We start from the raw sequence: 18,962 nt of genomic DNA, 5'->3' as shown, positions 1-18,962 counted from the left end.
CTGTGCCTCTCTGCCCCTTTGCGGTTAACCAGAAACGTCCCTGTGGCGACCCCCCTGTCAGGCGGGGACGCCTAACCTCCGTCGCCCAATCTACTTTACCCCTGCCTTCCCCCCGCCTGCCGAAGCCTCCGGTCCGGAATGCAGCAGCAGGGTCTTCAGGCAGGCATCGAAGATGGGCTCCAGATCATCTCCCGCCACGGATGCCGCGTAGGTGGCCTTGATCTTCCTACCGGGAGGTCCTTCGAAGAAATACATCCCCTGTGCGAGGTAGACCGAACCGATGCGGTTGCGCATGGTGACCTTCTGCGCCTCGATGCCACCATCCGTCTTGAAGGGACCTTCACTTACGATCTGCATCTCCGGGTTCGCATGGATCATGTTCTTCACATGACCGTCCGTGAATTCCTTCAGCGTGCCGTCGAAGGCCTCACTATCGATGATCATGGAGCCGCGATCCTTCGCGCCTCTCGGGAACTCGAAGAGAACCGCATTCCGCTGCTCAGGCTTCTGTACCCACCCGTCCGGGAGGTGAAGGGAGCAGCCATGCGCGGCAATGAACTGCCTCTCACCCGGCGCGAGCTTCTGTCCCGCAGACTCCTCATCCGCCTTGTCCATGAAGAACCCGAACCTCGGCCCTATCTTGATGGCGGCAAAGTAGCCCGCCATGATCAGGGACAGCAGGATGACGATGGTGAACGGACTCTTCATCGCTCGCGATACTACATCTGTGCAACAACCGGGCAAGGTGAATGGCAGTGCCGTGTCCCGGTTTGCTGTTTGGGAGGGAAGATGAATTCATGTTTCATCCTTGCAGGTCTCAGGCATGACATGCCTTTTTTGCAAAGACCATGGGACATCTGCGGATGCGCCGCGCCCCATCCTCTGACGACAAAGAGAAAATGTCCCGCAAGCAAATGGCTCAAGTCTCAGTCTCGTTACACAGATCGCAGTTTACTGAGCCCCAGTCGGGGCTACAGATCTGGCTCCCCTCCCCTTCAGCTCATGTCTCTCTGGACCAACAAGGATCGCCGCACCCACCAAGATGATGCGGATGCCTTCGCGTACGATCCCAACGGGGGCGGACTGAAGCAGTGGCTTGTCGGGGCCGTCCTTCCGTTCTTCATGGTGTTGTACGGCATTACCTGTCTCAGTTCGGACCAGACAGATATCTTCGGTCCTGATGGCAGGACCGTGGCCTATGGCACCGCCGCCACGGGGCTGGTCGTAGCCTTCATCGCCCTCGGCTGCTTCCTCCACTTTCACTTTTTCTGGAGGCTGAACGAGCGACTGGAGCCATACGCAGCACGACTGAAGAGCGTATCCCTTCTCGTATTCTTGGGCGGCTTTCTGTTCAGCATCTTGCGCCGCCTCGATCTCTTCTAGCTTCTCCTCTTTCATTCGGTTTCCACCCATCACCCCCTTCCTCCCTTGCTCAACCTGCCCATCCGCCCCAGACGCAACCGTCGTACCGCTGCCATCCGCGACCTCGTGCGCGAGACCGAGCTGACGCCGTCTCATCTGATTTACCCGCTCTTTGTGCACGCAGGTTCTGAGGAGCAGCCCATTGAGTCCATGCCCGGCTGCACCCGGTGGACCGTGGATGGACTGTTGAAGGAAGCTGCCGAGGCGCACGCCTTGGGAGTCCCCGCCGTGGTGCTCTTCCCCGCCATCTCGGACCGGCTGAAGACCCGGGATGCCAGCGAGGCCTGGAATGCCAAGGGCCTCGTCCCGCGAGCCATCCGCGCCCTGAAGAAGGACCTTCCCACACTCACGGTCATCACCGACGTGGCGCTGGACCCCTACAACGCCGACGGCCACGATGGCCTGGTGTCCGATGACGGTCGCATCCTCAATGACGAAACGGTGGAGGCCCTCTGCAAGCAGGCCCTCTGCCACGCCGACGCAGGAGCGGACATCGTCTCCCCCAGCGACATGATGGATGGCCGCGTGGCCGCCCTGCGTAGTGCCCTGGACGCGGCGGACTACGCCGACGTGGGCATCCTCTCCTACACGGCGAAGTACGCCAGCGCGTGCTACGGCCCCTTCCGCGGAGCTCTCGATTCCGCACCAAAGTTCGGCGACAAGAAGACCTACCAGATGGACTATGGCAACGCCCGCGAAGCCGAGCGCGAGGCCGCCCTGGATGAAGCAGAGGGCGCGGACATGCTCATGGTAAAGCCTGCGACGCTGTACCTTGATATCATCCACCGCCTGCGCACCCGGACCACACTCCCCATCGCAGCCTACCACGTGAGCGGAGAGTACCTCATGATCAAAGCGGCGTCCGCGAGCGGCTGGCTGGATGAGAAGAAGATGGTGCTGGAAACTCTCACCGGCATCCGCCGTGCGGGAGCAGACATGATCCTGACCTACTTCGCCAAAGACGTGGCGAAGTGGCATGCCCAAAAGCAATAGGCTCTGACAGCAAGAGCATTGGGAGTACTGCCCTCATGGAGGCATCGGCAGGGATGAATGTCCTTAGGGCGGTTTATACAAAGTCGTGGCCTTGGATCAGGGGTGACTTGCCGCACCGCGACCAGCGGTCGCGGTTGGGGGGGGTAGCACGCCTCAAGACCAAAATGGCTACACCGTCACTTAAGCCGCCCTAGCGGAGCTTCCACGACTCGATTTCCCGTCACGATTACAGGGGGGCGCGCCCATTCCCATTTACGACCGGCGATACACCAGCCTAAACCCATCTTTAATTATCATAATCTCATAAATCCTCCATAAAAACCGACTCGCCATCGGGACGTTTTGCACGATATTTTCATCGCTAAAATTTATTGTCCGAGTTTTTCCCGTTCGTCCTGTTCATGTCCCAATTTCCCTGTGTCCATTGCCAGCAACCCATCGCGGCTAACGCACCCCGACGTGGCAATATGGTGACCTGTACCTCCTGCAAAGGACAGGTGTACATGCCCCAGGTCATGCAGGTGCCCACTGCGGAGGAAAAGCGTGCCGCAACAGCAGCAGCCGCTGCTGCGCAACGGAACACGGGCAAGCGCGGCTACAAACCGCCTGGGAAAAAGGGGATGATCAGTACCAGTGGTATTGGCATCACCATGATCATCCTCTGCGTGCTGGTCATCGGTGGAGCAGGATTCGCGGTGGGAGGCTACTTTGTCTTCAAGGCCATCAAGGGCCACATGGACAAGCGGAACGAGCTCACCACCACCCAGTACACCTTTGAGAAGGAAAGTCCCCCGCCGGCGGAAATAGCCAAGCCAAAGTCCGAGGTAGCATGGGGGGGCGGCAGCACTTCAGCGGCCGGCGTCTATTCTCTCGATGACGCAGGCAAGCCCACGCGGAGCGACCTGGAGAAACTCCAGAAGAGCTTCCAGGCCATGATGGAAATCTCGATGCGCCTCGAGGAGGACTACAAAGAGGACCTGACCGAGGTGGGGCTCAACCGTCTGCTGCTTGCCGAGCGCATCGCTGCGGACAAGGATTTCAAGCAGTCGCGCCAGATCATCGGCGCCGCCCGTCAGGTGATCGAGAAGCACAAGAAAATCGCCCAGGAAGAAGACGAGGCCTTCCTCAAGGATCTGGGAAAACTGAGCCTCGAGGGCATCGCCACGGAAATGATGGTCATGCGCATCAGGGGCATCATGCATGCCTCCCAGCCAAATCTCGACAAGCTGCGTGGGATTGATACCACCATCGCAGGTCACTACGAACAGGCCATCAACCACCTCGAAGCGACGCAAGGCACATGGAAACTCGAAGGCGAGTCCGTGGTCTTCTCCAAGGACACGGATGCGGAGCGCTACAAGACCTTCTTTGATGAAGTGGACAAGTGCGTCCAGATGCAGGCCGACCTGGCCCAGAAAATCGGCATCGAAGCAGTCCCGAAGTGGAAGGCAGCGTTTGGCCTCTAACCTCTAGAGCGGTTTAAGTTACAGTGTAGCCATTTTCGTCTTGGGGCGCGCCACCCCAACCGCGACCAGCGGTGCGGCAAGTCACCCCTGATCCAAGGCCACGACTTTGTTTAAACCGCCCTAGTCGGCGCTCATGGGGAGTGTCCCCTCCGACTGGCTCGCCATGCCCCAGGACATTCCACGTTCCACCAGACTCTTTGGGGGTTAAATGGCCGGCACTTCCTCCAGGCAAAAACAAAAGAGGCCGGAGCACTGCCCCGGCCTTTTATATTTGGAATGATTGAGCCTGGCGTACTGCCGCTTACTTCAGCACCACCTTGAAGGTCTTCTTGCCTTCCACCTTGATGCCGTTCACGCCCTTGAACTTCTCGGCGACTTCGGCCTGGGTGAGGTTGTCTCCCGACTCCATCATTTCGCCGAACACCTCGGGCTTCTCGAGCAGCTTGTCGAACTCCACGTCGAAGAAGGTCACGGTGTCACCATTCACATGAGTGGCATCGGAGCTGGCAATGCCGCTGGCACCCTTGAGCTCCACGGTCATGCGCATGCCGGCCACCATGGGCTTCATCATCGCGACCTGGGCTGCCATTTGCTCCTTGGGAATCTGGGGCTTCTTGGGAGCATCAGGATTCTTGGGTTTGTCATCGGGGCTGATGACCGTCAGCGTGCCGCCTTCGAACTTGAAAGTCATCGGGCGCTGGGGCTCTTTGCTTGACTCCGGATTCTTGGAGGTCAGGGGCGAATACTTGAGTTTGTTGATGTCCGGCACCGCGTAGGTGACCTTCACGCCACCACGTCCATCAGGAAGGGTGACTTCCTCATGCGACTTCACAGTCACGCCTTCGCCGAGTTCCTTGGCGCGCTCTTCGGCCTTGGCCTTGTCCGGCACCATTTCCTTCAGACCAGCGGCAGGATTGCCAGGGTCATTCGCACCGGCTCCGCCGAGCATGGCCTTGAGCTGTGCACCCAGGAGCGTGGTTTCCTCGACGGTGGCCGAACCGTCCTTATTGACGGTGACCACGGACTTGGCTTCGAAGCAGGAGGTCAGGCCGAGAGCAACCGCTGCCAGAGTGATGAGAGAGAAGATTCGTTTCATGGAACCACAGCCTAGGCTGGTTCTCCCATAGTCTACAAGAGGAATGAGTAACTTTAGTTTGCGGCAATCCTGTCACATGGACCGGCCGTCTTACAAGGTCTTTGCCCGAATCCACTCCCGGGCTTCCTCCGCCGTTTTCAGCGAGCCTTCCAGTTGCAGATCCTGCACCATGCGCAGCAATTCCCCCACCCGCGGACCGGCAGGCACGCCCATGGCCATGATCTCGTGGCCATTGATGAGAGGGGCTGGCACCAGGGGCCTCAGCTCTGCGGCGAACTCAGCCTCCTTCGCACGGAGGAAGTCGTAGTTCTCCGTGAGCCCGTTGCTGCTCATGCAGTCCACGCGATGCAGCTCCATCTCGTCCTCGTACGTGGGCCGCGCCATGAACCGCTTCAGCTTGCTGACGCGCATCTTCTGCACGTCCTTGAACATCATGTGATTCGCCACAGCCTCCACGGTGGGATGGATCACATCATTCGGGAACTTCAGCCGCCGCAGGATCTCCTCTGTCATCTCCGCGCCCTGCTTGTCATGCCCGTTGAAGCGGATGCGTCCCGTTTCATCGACTTCATACGTCGCGGGCTTGGCAATGTCATGGAGCAATACGGAGAGCACCAGCGGCAGGGACACCTTCGCCGGGAGCAGCCCCAGCATGATGCGCGTGTGCTTGAAGACATCCCCCTCCGGATGCCACTGCGGCGGCTGCTCACAGCCTTGCAACGCGAGGATTTCCGGCAGCACCGCCTTCATCAGACCACTGTCCACGAGAAGGTCGAAGCCGCGTACACGATTCGGGTGGAGGAAGATTTTCACCAGTTCCTCACGGATGCGCTCCGCACTCACCGAGGCCACCTCGGGAGCCAGATCCCGCATGGCAGACCATGTATCCGCATCGATCTCATAGCCCAGCACCGTGGCGAACCGCACCGCGCGCAGCAGCCGCAGATGATCCTCACGGAAACGCGACCGCGCATCTCCGATGGCCCGCAGCAGCTTGCGCTCCAGATCTGCGCGCCCCCCCACATAGTCCAGCACCTCCTCCGTGAGAGGATTGTAGAAGAGGCCATTCACCGTGAAGTCGCGCCGCTTCGCGTCCTCCACGGCGCTGGTGAACTCCACCGAGTCCGGCCTGCGCCCATCCGTGTACGTGCCGTCCCGGCGGAACGTGGCCACTTCAATCTGATGCGGTCCCTTGCGCACAATGATGACGCCGAAGTGTGCTCCCACCGGAATGGAGTGCGGAAAGAGCGCCTGCACCTGTGCCGGCCTCGCACTGGTGGCCACGTCGTAGTCCTTGGGGTCCACACCACGCAGCATGTCACGCACGCAGCCTCCGGCGAAGACGGCCTCGTGACCGGCCTTCACCAGAGTGCTCACAACATTGGCGGCGGCGTTACGCATGGACAAGAAGGAATCAGCAGAGTGGAGCACGCAAGTTTCACTCCATGCTGATTTTGGTCAATGGCGAGTGGAGCGGAGGTGATAAGTAGTCAGTAGTCAGTAGTCAGTAGTCAGTAGTCAGTAGTCAGTAGTCAGTAGTCAGTAGTCAGTAGTCAGTAGTCAGTAGTCAGTTCTCAGTTCTCAGTTCTCAGTTCTCAGTTCTCAGTTCTCAGTTCTCAGCCTCCGAAGTTCCTCTGCGTCTCTGTGTCTCTGTGTTGAATCCCACGCACGCCACCACACCCACCGTCTTACTGCTTACTGCTTACTGCTTACTGCTTACTGCTTACTGCTTACTGCTTACTGTACCCCCGGCGCAATCGAAGGCACTGTAGGCAGCATCACCGGTGGAGGTGGCGTCTTCTTGACCGCCGCCGGCTCAGACGTCGGCGTCACTCCACTTCCCGAATCTGCCCCCGGCAGGTAACTGGTGCCTCCGAGATTGGGTGGCAGCGGCACCGTGGCGGAGGTCGTGGTCGTCGTGCTGCCGTCGGGATACACGTACTGCCGTTTCACCTTGGGAGGCCTCACCTTGGGAAGATTCAGGCCAATGGCCTTCGCGTACACCACGGGTGGCACGGGCAGTGTCCCGCGTGAGTCATACGTGGCGTCGTCGAAGTGCCACCACTCCGTATTCAGAATGCTGAAGCCCGCAGAGGTCATGGCCATCTGCAGAATGGCGCGCCGCTCGCGCTTCTCAGCCGAAACATTGCTGGCGGTGTAGTAGCTGTCAGGTCCGCCTTCATCGAACCCCGTGGGCATCGCCAACTCGCGACCGCCCGCATCCACCAGCGTGACATCCACCGCCGTGCCGGAGCAGTGACGCGACCACATGTACTCCGGCGGGGTGAACATGCCCGTGTACCCGCCATGATCATGCAGGACCGTGTGCGACTCCGGCGGACGCCAGGCATCCCAGACCTTCAATCCATATCCCTGCCGCTGCAGAATCTCCTGCGCCACGCGCAGCTTCGCCGCCGTGGTGTGGTGCAACAGGCACGGCATGTCTTCCGGATACACCCGCTGGCGTGTGATGTTGTTCGCCTTGCGGTACAGCAGATCATACTTGATGCCGGGGACCACGCTCGTGACCTCCACCAGTCCCCGGCTCCGCGCCAGCGCCAGTGTCTGCGTCTTGCTCTCCGTATACGTACTGCTGCCCGCACAGGAGACGAGCGCGAGGAGCACCAGCGGCACGGCAGTACGACAGAAGGAGCGCAGACCTTGGGGGATAAAACGTGGCATCATCCCCCCCTAGCAGGCAGGCGCGCAGGGCTCAAATTCTTTGAGCACCCCGGGGCGCAAGCAACGATCCGGAAGTGCAGGACAGGATTGCCATCACCGATTTGTCAGCCAGAGTACTCCCAGCCATGCAGGTGAAAAACGAAGCATGCCACGGCCGCTGGAAACTCTGGCTCACGGAGATTCCATCCCATGACTCAAGTGCCGATGAACTTTCGCTCCTGTCATCCGGCGAGGCGCTGTGGTCCGTCGAGTGCAGGTACAACAGGGTGTATCAGACACAGGCTCACTGGCGCATCGACGATTCAGGCCAGCTGCTGCTGTCCTCGCAAACCGGCCGCGTATTCTCCCGTTGTGACCTCGAACTGTCCGGCGACCTGATGACGCTCAGACCAGCACACGGCCATTGCAGCTTGTACGAACGGGTGACCGAAGCTGGGTGAACAGGAAAAGCGGCACCGCATATCGACTCAACGCGCCAGGTCGCTTTGCGTCGTGGAGTGCGGTGGCATAGGCCTCCCTTGAGGCCGCGACACCGCTCTGAACGGAGCCATGCGCTGTGAGCACCGCGCACCGCTTTCCAACATCGAACATGTGCCGATTGACGGCCGTTGTTAACAGGATGCGCTTGTGAAGGCGGAAATCCTCCGTTCAAAGCGGTGTCGCGTCCCGCAGGGGCGGGATCTTGCCACCGCACTCCACGACGCAAAGCGCCCCTTCGAGATGCCAGATGAAAGCGAACCAGCGTTCATGGTTCGATGTGCCAGCAGCTCTCCATCCCATCTCCGAACACGCTCCGCTTCGCGGAAAAATCTCCCCCTCCCCAAAATTCCCCTGAAGAATCCCCTCTTCCACTCCGCATTACTTCACCCATGAAGTTCCCCTTGGCCCTCCTCGGCCTTCTCTCTCTGAGCATCAGCATCACCTTGAGCGCGGCTCCGCCCGAGCCCATCACCCTGAAGCTCTGGCCGAGTGGCACACCCTCACCCATGCCGGTGAAATCCGAAGCCACAGCAAAGCTCATCCAATCCTACGGCGGTGCCACACCCACACGCCTCACAGACATCAGCGATCCCACCATCACGGTGTATCGACCGGAGAAACCCAATGGCGCCTCCGTGGTGGTCGCACCCGGTGGCGGGTTCATGTTCCTCTCCTACTCCTTCGAAGGCACCCAGGTGTGCGAGTGGCTCAACCGCATCGGCGTCACAGGGGTGCTGCTGAAGTACCGCACACCCACGCGTGACGACACCGAGCACTTTACCCTGCCCGTGCAGGACGCGCAACGCGCCATCGGCCTGGTGCGCAAGCACGCCACCGAGTGGGGACTGGACCCCAAGCGCGTGGGACTCCTCGGCTTCTCCGCCGGAGCGAATCTCGCCGGTCACGCCGCTTGGGATCGCGGCACTCGTACCTACCCGCAATCTCCCGAGCTCGATGATGCACGCGGTCCCGACTTCCTCGTCTTCATCTACGGAGGCGGCTTCCTTGACAAGCAGGACAAGACCAAGTTCCGCCCCGGCTTCAGCGTGCCCGCAGATGCACCGCCCGCCTTCTTCCTCGTCGCACACGATGACAAGGCCAATCCCATCGAGACCACCATGCTCTACCTGGAGTACAAGAAGCAGAACCTGCCTGCGGAGATTCACATCTGCACCAAGGGCGGCCACGGCTTCGGCATGCGCGCTGCGGGCAATCCCATCAATGACTGGCCGCGACGCTGCGCCGACTGGATGCGCAGCATGGGATGGCTACAATCCCATTGATGGAAAACCCCATCATCAAAACTGCGTGCATCCGCCTTCCATTTCCTTTTAAAGATCACCACTCCACCACTCCACCACTCCTCTTCCCGCCTCCTTCACCCATCATGAAATTCACCTCCTCACTCCTCGCCTTTGCGCTGGCCTCCGTGGTCTCCGCTCACGCCGCTGATCCCATCATCGTGAAACTGTGGCCCAAGGGCGCAGAAGAACCTGCCGGATTCAAGGCCGAACCTGAAAAGTCCGAGAAGAAGCAGGACGGCATCGAGCGCACCAGCCATGTGTCAGATCCCACCATCACCGTCTACCGTCCGGAGAAGCCAAATGGCACGGCCGTCCTGGTATGTCCTGGCGGTGGCTACAACATCCTCGCCAGCGAGCATGAAGGCACCATGGTGTGCGATTTCTTCGTGAAGAAAGGCGTCACCGCCATCCTGCTGAAGTATCGCGTGCCGCGCCGTGACCCGCAGGATCCCAGCAAATACCCCCTGCAGGACGCGCAACGCGCCATGGGCATCATCCGCCATCGTGCCGCCGAGTGGAGCATCAACCCTGAGCGCATCGGCATCCTCGGCTTCTCCGCGGGCGGCCACCTCACCGTGATGACCACCCTGCATCCCAACGAACGCACCTACACGCAGGACCCCGCGCTGGACAAAGAAGATGTCACCCCGAATTTTTCCATCCCCGTGTATCCGGCCTACCTCGTGACCAAGGAGGAAACCTTCAAGCTCCTCCCCGAGATCGCCGTCACCAAGAAGTCCCCTCCCATGTGCCTGATTCACGCCCACGATGACAAGGGCGCTACCAGCGCCAGCGCCAGCGCCCTGCTCTACCTCGAGTACAAGAAGCTCGACCTCCCCGCCGAACTCCACATCTACACCAAGGGCGGCCACGGCTTCGGCATGAAGACCAAGAACGAACCCGTGGACCAGTGGCTCGTGCGCGTGGGCGAGTGGATGACCAGCATGGGCTGGATGGGTGAGAAAGAATCTACGCAAAAGTAACAAGGAAAAGCATCGTCAGACGTCCTTTCTTTTGGTAGGATCATCTTCACCAAAGAAAGGACTGTCATGAAGCTCGTTTCCTTCATTGGCCTCGCCGTTTTCATGACGGCTGTCGTGATTTCCATCAGAGCCAGCATGGCCGCTGAGCCGGTGGATGCATACGTGACTCCCGTTCCCACCACGCCCCAGGGTACGAGCGCCGCCATACTTCCTCCAGGCACCTATCACGCAGTCACTCCCGGAGGTGTCCGTCTCTCCGGCTGGGTGCATTCGCCGTACGCCTCCCAGTTCCCCATGCCGACGAAGACTCCGTCTGCGTCACCAAAGGCAAAGATGCCGCAACGTGATCCAGGATTGCGCTTTGTGCCGGTGCAGCCGCAGTTTCCGACGCTGGTGCGTCCCGGCAAATAGTCCACGAACACGGATGTATCCGTGGCATTCGTGGACTTCGGATCGGCTTGCCTCAATGCTCGTGCTACACAATCACGCGGCGCGTGAGCTTGAACCGCAGGAGATAATTGGAGAATTCGTCGCCGTCGTGCTGGGTTCTGTATTGGACCTCATGCTTCCATATCGCTACTGGCCCAATACTCTCGCTCTGTGGGGTCTTCGGTAGCTGCCGTTCAAGCACCGTCACGAGCACGTCGGTATCGTCGAACTCATTGCGGAACTGACGGGCCATATCGGGCGGTAGAGGCTTGTCAGCATCAGTTCTGTCCCAGCATTCCCTGGCGTTGAGAGCGAAGATATCCAGCGCGATCAGGTCTGCGGGCGCCCACACTGCCCAAAGGGAGGCAGCGCTGGCGACGATCGCGGCAGCCATGGCCGCCATCATGTAGTGTCCCGTAGCCAGTAGGGACGCAGCACCTACGACCCCGGGACCTCCTGCGGCCGTCTCCACGAACTTCTCCACAACGCCAAGAAAGTTTACGCCGTCCGTGTCACCCTCAAGCGAGGAGATGGATGAATTCGCCAATTCCGTCAGCACCTTTGTAAATGCGTCGGAAAAACCGTGAATCTGCTTTTCCGCGGCGACTGCGGAGTCGACTTCGAAGCCGACGATCGAGATGACCCTGACGCCTCCGGCCAGGAACCCAGCCGGGCCGCCGCCGGCCAGATCGGCATCGGTCGGAAAGAACTTGGTCGGGCTGTGCACCTCCCCGTTGTTGTCGCCGTCGTCGTCGATGTCCTTCCAAGGCTCGCGGTCAATTTGCACCTTCACAGTCTTGGCACGAGTCCTGCCTGTATTCTCGTGATTGGGGACCAGATGACCGACAAAGGCCGTCCACGAAACCTCATCGTCGCCGAGGCCCGGAGTCTCCTTGATGCATCGCCCCCCTTCGCACTCCAAATCGAATTGCGTATTCTCATCCGGTTCGATGCGCAGCACGAGCCGGTTTGATGGAAGCTCTCCCACGCTGATCCAGATCTCGTAAAGGCCCGGAGGAAATGGCGACTCTGTTCCGTCCGGAGATTGGAATCTCATCGGGAGTTGCACCGCAACGTCATCCTTCACCCGCATGTCAACAATCGCCTTGCCCTGCTCGTTCCTCACCGGGGTTTTATTGTCACCGAAGACGAGGCAATCCTCGATGAAGCCCCTCCGTGCGGGGACTTCCATGGACTGGAAATGCACGTTGACATGGGTCGCGATGAAATTGAAGCCACGAAGCCATATCGTATTGCCAGCCTGCCGCGCAGGTATGCGAAGACATTCGTTTCGAGGCATCGTGTAGTGCACTCCGCCTTCACACTCCAGTGAGGGCGGCAATTGCATGCCGCCCGACGGTGGCGGCGAGTTCAGGACCTTCCGGACGCAGTGCTGGTCGAAGCCCCCGGTTGGTAGAGGAGTGAAGCTGCAGACTTTCTCGAATTGATGCTCCGCCCATGCATGAGCTGATGCAGGCGGGACTGGTCTGACGCTTTGGAGGTTGCCGAACCAGTACGGTGTGTCGGGTGGTCCGAAACTGAGGCTCGTGAGCCATGGCCAGGGTCCCTCTGGTCCCGCCCCACCCTCAAAAGTGCTGCTGCCCTTTCGCCAGGGACGCACCTGACCCGGGCCCGGTTTGCCAGCTGCATGGAGAAAGTCCTGCCTGATTGAGAGCGCAAGTCCCTGACCGAGGAGCGCCGCTGCGAAGTCATTGTTCTCAGGTGGTTCGTCTCGCACCGCATCGGCCAGGTGGTTGGAGAACAGACATTCACCCTGCCCGTTCCTGCGAAATGCGGTGAAGCCATCGAAGGCACGTCCCAGTCCCTCTTGCTCCTCGGTGCTGAGGCTGTTGAAGATGCCATAAAGGCGATTTTCAAAGTCGTTCCGGAAGGGTTTCCCAGACTTGCGTCGCTCCCAGATGGCCACGAGCGCTGGCACGAGTGTATCCTTGGTCTTCAGGGTTCTGCAGAGCGATTCCACCCTTTGCTTCGGCGTTCGCTGTGATTTCGGCGCAAGTTCGTCAGGAAGTGTGCCTCCCCGATCCACAATCAAGATGATCAGGCGCTCGTGCAGCCACATGTTCATCGTGCCTGAGGTGCCAAGCTCGCCGGTGTAGCCGAGCTTCGTGGCCAGCTGTTCGCGACTGGCAACACTGTTGTGCAACCCGAAGAGGGTCATCAGATCAACCACGGAGTCCCGCCAGTCCAGCTCGGCAGCGCGATCGCCCACAAGCTGGTCGAGCTTCGAGGCAATATCGACGGCGTGATTCTCCACGATCGTCAGGATGATGCGATTGTGGAGGAAGATATTCATCATGGCCGTGTCATTGAAGTCGCCGAAAAACTCGAGCTCTGTCGCGAGCCGCCTCCGGCTGGCCAGATCGCCGTTCATGCCGATGAGTTTCGCCAGATCAACAATCGAATCCCTCCAATTGCTGCCTGCCGAAATGGCCGCAGCCTTTCGATCGAAGGTCTCGCTGAGACGTGCTGTGGCGGCATTCCCGCCCTGAAATACACTTGAAAGCAGAGGCGATATTGAATTCATGTGTCCCTCCATATCGTTCGTTTCCACCGATGGCCGGGTTCCCCGCTGCATCAGCGATCACCCGGAACGGCAAATGTCATTGAGATACCGAGTAGAAACGGAAGCTCTTCGACCCAAAATCGAAACGTCTTCCGAGAAGCGCACTCCCACCGTTATGGATATAGTTAAGCTACAGTGTCCTTTTCATCGCAGCCACGAATGACCTCGATGAAGTCTTGTTCAGTTGGCGGAGTGCGCTCCATAGAACACCCATATCTGGAAGGTGCCCGTTCATTTTTCTTCATATTGAATCCTGGTCTGTGGGTCTAAAATAAGTTCCCACTGTGTGGTCACCATCAGGCCCCTGGACAAATGCTGTATCCAGCCGGAGATAAACCGCCCAACTGGCAAAAGTACAATTGCCCCATTCTCCCACTCCTGGGAAACACTCGTCCACCTCGGGAAGAAGGAGCCGCAAGTTTTTGGAACGTGCGTGTCAATGGCGCAGTGGTCGTTCAGTCCGGGAACGCCCCCCCGGCAGCAACACCATGACGAGTTCTCCCGTTGCTTGTGTTGAAAGAGCGCCCCACTCCCGCCGTTTCCGGGGCGTATGTTTTCCCTCCGCATCCTCCTCATAGCCATGGTCGTAGCACTCTCCGCCACTGCCACGCAGTCACTCCACGCCGCTGAGAAGAACATCATCTTCTACATCGCGGATGACCTCGGCACGGAGCTGGGGTGCTATGGGAACAAGGTCATCAAGACACCCAACATCGACGCCCTGGCGGCGGACGGCTGTGTCTTCACCAATGCCTATGCCACCACAGCGAGCTGCAGCGCGAGCCGCTCCGTGATCATGACCGGCCTGCACAATCATGCGAATGGGCAATACGGTCACCAGCATGATACGGGACACTTCTCCTGCTACCCAAATGTGGTGACGCTCGCGCTACCACAAGTGATGAAGGAGGCGGGCTATCGCACGGGCATCTTCGGGAAGCACCACGTGGCACCGCTGGCCATCTTCACGTACGATGTGATGGTCCAGGAAAAGGGACGCAATACCATCGAGCTCGCTGAGAGTGCGAAGAAGTTCATCACCGCGAAGGATGAGAAACCCTTCATCGCCTACATCGCCACGGCGGATCCACATCGCGGCGGCAAGCAGTTCGATGATGTGGCAGGGACTCCGAACCCCTTCGGCAATCTTCCGAAGAAGAAGAGTTATCCCGGCGTGACCGAAGTCTTCTATGAACCCAAGGACGTCATCGTGCCGCCCTGGCTTCCGGACACCGTGGAAAGCCGCGCAGAGCTCGCGGAGTACTACCAGAGTGTGTCGCGCGTGGATGCCGGCCTTGGCCAGTTGATCAAGATCCTCAGGGAAGCCGACCTGTATGACAAGACGATGATCATTGTCACCAGCGACCACGGCATGGCCTTCCCCGGAGGCAAAACCACCACGTACGAGCCCGGCCTGAAGGTGCCTATGGTCGTGCGCAACCCCTATGTGCAAAAGCGTGGCATCCGCAACAACGCTCTCCTGAGCCATGTGGACCTCACACCCACGATGCTGGACTTCGCCGGTGGCTTGGACAGGGAGAAAAACGCGCCCATCAAGCCCATCGATGCCAACGCCTTCTGGGCAGAGCGGAAGCTCGACAAGGGGGAGAACCGCGGCAAGCGCTACAACACCTACCACGGCCGCACCTGGCTGGACATCCTCGACAAGGAAGAGGACCCTTCACGCAAGACACTCTACGCGTCACACACCTTCCACGAAGTGCAGATGTACTACCCCATGCGCGTCGTGCGCGAGGGAGACATGAAGCTCATCTGGAACATCGCCTATCCCCTGCCCTATCCCTTTGCCTCGGATCTCTGGGCCGCCAGCACCTGGCAGGGCCAGCTCAAGAAGGGCAAGGATGCTCCGTACGGCGTGCGCACCGTGGGCCAGTACGTGCAGCGTCCGCAGTTCGAGCTGTATGATTTGAAGTACGACCCGGATGAAGCAAAGAACCTCGCGACGGATCCTGCGTTTGCGAAGGAATTGGAAACACTCAAGACCAAGCTCCGCGAATTCCAAAAGGGCATGGGAGATCCGTGGGAGCAGAAGTGGGATTATGAGTGATGCCAGGCAGCGTGGGATGAATACGACAGATCCCGATGCTGTGACGCGCAGCGTCCTTGGACTGCGCGCAGCCTGCTGCCGCTTTCCTAAAGTGCAGCCTGCTGCACGCTTCACAGCGACGAAGTCGCCAAGTCTTCAGGACGTATTACACCACGAGCGAGTGTCACCATCGCCACAGTCCCGCAAAGCGGGATGGACTCTGGAAAGCGGCAGCAGGCTGCACGCAGTCCAAGGCCTTCGGCACCGCTTCCATATCCTTGCCCTCGCGTTCACGTGATTCCCAGCAGGAATGCAACCCACCCTCAGGCTGCGTCGGGTTGCAGCGTGATAGCCTCCCCCGCTTCTTTAGACTCCACCTCCGCCCGCCTTGCCACCCGCTTCTCCGCGCGACGCCGTCGCCATGCGACCACATCATCAAACAACGAATAGAACACCGGAATCGCCAGCAGGGTCAGCAGCAACGAAAACGTCTGCCCGCCAATGATGATACCCGCGGTAGCCGTGTTCATGGAAGCGCCGATACCACGCGCAAACAACAACGGCAGCATCCCGGCCACAAACGCAATTGTGGTCATCAAGATGGGACGCAGTCGGTCCTTGTTCGCCTGTAGGATGGCTTCCAGACGCCCCATGCCTTTCTCGCGGAGCTGGTTCGTGTGGTCGATTTGAAGAATGCCATTCTTCTTCACCATGCCGAAGAGCACCAGCAGCCCCAGAATGGAGAAGATATTCAACGACTCACCAAACAGCAGCAGTGATAGCAAGGCGAAAGGCAACGTCAGCGGCAGCGCCAGCAGAATGGTAAACGGGTGAATCCACGACTCGAACTGCGCGGCGAGCACGAGATACATGAAGATGAAGGCGAGGCCGAAGGCGGTGACGAAGGCAATGAGCGTGCGACGCAGTTCCTTCGAGCGACCCACCGGCCCCGTGTCATACTCCGCGGGCAGGTTCTGCTTCTTCACCGCGGCATCGATGGCCGCGAGGATCTCCGCCTCACCCACACCAGGCGCGTTGTTCGCCGTGATGGTCACCTGACGGCGACGCCCCGTGCGCTTGATCTGCGCGGGGCCATCGCCCTCTTCCAGCTTCACCACGTTCTTCAGCGCCACTGGACCGGACTTGGCGGAGGGCACGAAGAGCGCGGCGAGGGCTTCCTCGTTGTTACGGTAGCGTTCATCTGCGCGCACGTGAATGTCATACTGCTCACCGCGATCGGTGTAGGTCGATACATCCACACCACCCACCAGCAGGCGCAGCGTGGAGGAAAGGTCGGCGATGTTCACGCCCATCTCGCCCGCCTTGCTGCGGTCCACCACGGCGGTGATCTCCGGCTTTCCATCGACCAGCGTTGTATCTAGGTCACGAATGCCGGGAATCTTGCGAGCCTCCTCCATCGCTGCCTTGGCAGCCGCGCTGATGCGGTCAAGGTCCGGACCCGCAATCATGTACTGCACATTCGCACTCGATTGCCCAGAATCGAAAGCAGGCACAAGCATCACAGTCATGCGCCAGTCAGAGGGATACTTCGCCACCACCTGCTGACGCACCTGGTCCATGATCTGCGACTGCGTTTCCTTGCGCAGGGCCGGGTCGGTCAGCCGCACATACACACTGGCGAGATTCTGCGTGCGCTGGTCATTGTCGCCAATGGTCACCAGCGTGTATTCCACACCGGGCATGTTGCGGATGTCACGAGCCACACGTTCCGCCGCGAGGTCGGTAGCAGCGAGGCTGGTGCCTTCGGGCGTGCGGAAGGACATCTGGAACTGGGCCTCTTCCGTTTCAGGGAGCAATCCCTTCTGCACCTTCTGCATGAGGAAGCCTGTGCTGTAGAGCACCCCCACGCAGGTGAGTACAACCACCCAGCGATGGCGCATGGAGAAGCGCAGCATCACCATGTAGATCACCTCAATCGGCTTGTAGAAGATGTTCACCAGCTTTGCCATGCCGCGCTCCAGCCAGTTCGGTCGCGTGACCTTCAGCATGCGGGCGGAAAGCATCGGTGCCAGGGTGAAGCTCACCAGCAGGGACACCGCGATGGCGAAGGACATGGTGAGACCGAAGCTCGCGAGGAAGCGTCCCACAATCCCGCTCAAGAACGCCACGGGCACGAACACCGCGAGCAGCGACAGTGTGGTCGCCATGACCGCGAGACCGATGTCCTTCGTGCCCTCCACGGCCGCAGTGTACGGATCCTGCTTCTTCTCCTCGATGTGGCGGAAGATATTCTCCACCACGATGATCGCGTCATCGATCACAATGCCCACCGCGAGTGCGAGGGCCACGAGGCTGATTTGATTCAGCGTGACGTCCGCCGCCCACATGACGCCGAAGCTGGCAATGATGGAGGTGGGAATAGCGAGCGCGGAGATGAGCGTGGCGCGGCTGTTCCCCAGGAAAAAGAGTACAATCAATGCCGCGAATACCGCACCGAGAATCAAGTGCTCCTGCACCGCATGCGCGCTGGTGCGGATCACGAGTGAATTGTCCCGGACGATGTCCACCTTGTAACCCGCAGGAAGCCGCTTCTCAGCCTCCACCAAACGCTCCTTCACGGCATCCACCACCTTGATGGTATTCTCCCCTGACTGCCTGCGGATGGAAAGCAACACGGTGGGCACGCCATTGTGCCGTGCAATGGACTCCTGCTCCTCAGCGCCGTCTTCAACACGCGCCACGTCACCCAGACGCACGAGTCCCCCTTCATTCTCACGCACCACGAGGCGCTCCAAACCGGCAATCGTATCGAGCTTGCCGATGACGCGGAGATTCGATTCCGTCGCGCTGCCCTTCACCACGCCAGCAGGAATCTGCACATGCTGGCGGCGCAGCGCGGACTGCACATCCACCGCCGTGAGATTCAGCGCGCGCAGGCGCACGGGATCCAGGTGCACATTGATCTGGCGCTTCTGCCCACCGAGCAGGGTCACCTGGCCCACCCCGGCCACACTCTCCAGCTGGCGGCGCAGCACCTTGTCTGCATACTCGGTGATCTCGCGCACCGGCTTGTCTGCCACGAGCGCGATGTTCAGCACGGGGGTTGCATCCGGGTCCAGCTTCTCCACGCGTGGCGGCTCCGCATCGTCCGGCAGTTCATTGAGGATGCGGTTCACCCGGTCACGCACTTCCTGCGCAGCCACGTCCGCATCTTTCTCCAGCAGGAAGGAGATGAGCACCTGGGAGAGGCCTTCTGCGGACGTCGAGTGCAATTCGTCGATGCCGCTGACCGTGTTCACGGCCTCTTCAATCTTGTCCGTGACGTCCGTTTCGATTTCACCCGGTGTGGCGCCGTCCAGATAGGTCGTGACCATCACGGTGGGAAAGTCCACCTTGGGGAAACGGTCCACTTCCAGACGCGTGTAGCCGAGCATGCCCACGACGACGAACACCAGCACCAGCACGGTGGCGAAGACGGGACGCTTAACAGAGATGGAGGCGAGCCACTGCATGGT

14 protein-coding genes are annotated in these 18,962 nt (G+C 59.9%); 8 read left to right on the top strand and 6 right to left on the bottom strand.

Going from position 1 to position 18,962, the window contains the following annotated elements; all coding sequences use genetic code 11:
* Positions 1–90: 90 nt before the first annotated feature.
* Complete coding sequence (locus tag DES53_RS13090; protein ID WP_113958726.1) at positions 91–708, bottom strand: hypothetical protein; 618 nt, start codon at positions 706–708, stop codon at positions 91–93.
* Between the two features lie 294 nt (positions 709–1,002).
* Between DES53_RS13090 and DES53_RS13085 the strand changes: the two genes are divergently transcribed.
* The 3 genes from DES53_RS13085 to DES53_RS13075 all read left to right on the top strand — a co-directional run bounded on the left by DES53_RS13085 (position 1,003) and on the right by DES53_RS13075 (position 3,881).
* Positions 1,003–1,383 carry a hypothetical protein gene (locus DES53_RS13085; RefSeq protein ID WP_113958725.1) on the top strand — a complete coding sequence of 127 codons (381 nt, stop codon included), beginning with the start codon at positions 1,003–1,005 and terminating at the stop codon, positions 1,381–1,383.
* 45 nt (positions 1,384–1,428) lie between these two features.
* Positions 1,429–2,415, top strand: a complete 987-nt coding sequence (gene hemB, locus DES53_RS13080; protein WP_245958163.1) for a porphobilinogen synthase — start codon at positions 1,429–1,431, stop codon at positions 2,413–2,415.
* Positions 2,416–2,816: 401 nt separating this feature from the next.
* Positions 2,817–3,881, top strand: a complete 1,065-nt coding sequence (locus DES53_RS13075) for a hypothetical protein (protein WP_211325534.1) — start codon at positions 2,817–2,819, stop codon at positions 3,879–3,881.
* Between the two features lie 301 nt (positions 3,882–4,182).
* Here the strand turns inward: DES53_RS13075 and DES53_RS13070 are convergent, their stop codons facing one another.
* The 3 genes from DES53_RS13070 to DES53_RS13060 all read right to left on the bottom strand — a co-directional run bounded on the left by DES53_RS13070 (position 4,183) and on the right by DES53_RS13060 (position 7,662).
* Positions 4,183–4,977 (bottom strand): hypothetical protein, encoded by a 795-nt coding sequence (locus DES53_RS13070; protein ID WP_113958723.1) that lies wholly within the window; start codon positions 4,975–4,977, stop codon positions 4,183–4,185.
* A gap of 90 nt (positions 4,978–5,067) precedes the next feature.
* Entirely contained in the window at positions 5,068–6,378 is a 1,311-nt protein-coding gene (locus DES53_RS13065) for a CCA tRNA nucleotidyltransferase (RefSeq protein WP_113958722.1), read from the bottom strand.
* A 336-nt stretch (positions 6,379–6,714) separates the two neighbouring features.
* Positions 6,715–7,662, bottom strand: coding sequence for a M15 family metallopeptidase (locus tag DES53_RS13060; protein ID WP_113958721.1), 948 nt, complete (start codon positions 7,660–7,662; stop codon positions 6,715–6,717).
* A gap of 122 nt (positions 7,663–7,784) precedes the next feature.
* On the opposite strand from DES53_RS13060, the gene DES53_RS32975 reads away from it, so the two are divergent.
* The 4 genes from DES53_RS32975 (at position 7,785) to DES53_RS13040 (ending at position 10,837) form a co-directional block, all read left to right on the top strand.
* Positions 7,785–8,099 carry a hypothetical protein gene (locus DES53_RS32975; protein WP_113958720.1) on the top strand — a complete coding sequence of 105 codons (315 nt, stop codon included), beginning with the start codon at positions 7,785–7,787 and terminating at the stop codon, positions 8,097–8,099.
* A gap of 429 nt (positions 8,100–8,528) precedes the next feature.
* Positions 8,529–9,422: an alpha/beta hydrolase gene (locus tag DES53_RS13050; protein WP_170157079.1), complete on the top strand. Its 894-nt coding sequence runs from the start codon at positions 8,529–8,531 to the stop codon at positions 9,420–9,422.
* A gap of 104 nt (positions 9,423–9,526) precedes the next feature.
* Complete coding sequence (locus DES53_RS13045; RefSeq protein WP_170157078.1) at positions 9,527–10,426, top strand: alpha/beta hydrolase; 900 nt, start codon at positions 9,527–9,529, stop codon at positions 10,424–10,426.
* A gap of 66 nt (positions 10,427–10,492) precedes the next feature.
* A complete protein-coding gene (locus tag DES53_RS13040; protein ID WP_113958717.1) occupies positions 10,493–10,837 on the top strand; it encodes a hypothetical protein in 345 nt (114 codons plus the stop codon).
* A 64-nt stretch (positions 10,838–10,901) separates the two neighbouring features.
* Here the strand turns inward: DES53_RS13040 and DES53_RS13035 are convergent, their stop codons facing one another.
* Positions 10,902–13,400: a DUF3597 family protein gene (locus DES53_RS13035; protein ID WP_170157077.1), complete on the bottom strand. Its 2,499-nt coding sequence runs from the start codon at positions 13,398–13,400 to the stop codon at positions 10,902–10,904.
* A gap of 619 nt (positions 13,401–14,019) precedes the next feature.
* Between DES53_RS13035 and DES53_RS13030 the strand changes: the two genes are divergently transcribed.
* The gene (locus tag DES53_RS13030) at positions 14,020–15,507 is read left to right on the top strand and encodes a sulfatase family protein (protein ID WP_113959065.1); all 1,488 of its coding nucleotides are present in this window, start codon (positions 14,020–14,022) and stop codon (positions 15,505–15,507) included.
* A 302-nt stretch (positions 15,508–15,809) separates the two neighbouring features.
* Here the strand turns inward: DES53_RS13030 and DES53_RS13025 are convergent, their stop codons facing one another.
* Entirely contained in the window at positions 15,810–18,959 is a 3,150-nt protein-coding gene (locus DES53_RS13025) for an efflux RND transporter permease subunit (RefSeq protein ID WP_113958715.1), read from the bottom strand.
* Positions 18,960–18,962 lie beyond the last annotated feature (3 nt).

The organism is Roseimicrobium gellanilyticum, assembly GCF_003315205.1.
Lineage (GTDB): Bacteria > Verrucomicrobiota > Verrucomicrobiia > Verrucomicrobiales > Verrucomicrobiaceae > Roseimicrobium > Roseimicrobium gellanilyticum.
This window is presented reverse-complemented; position numbering and strand designations above follow the sequence as displayed.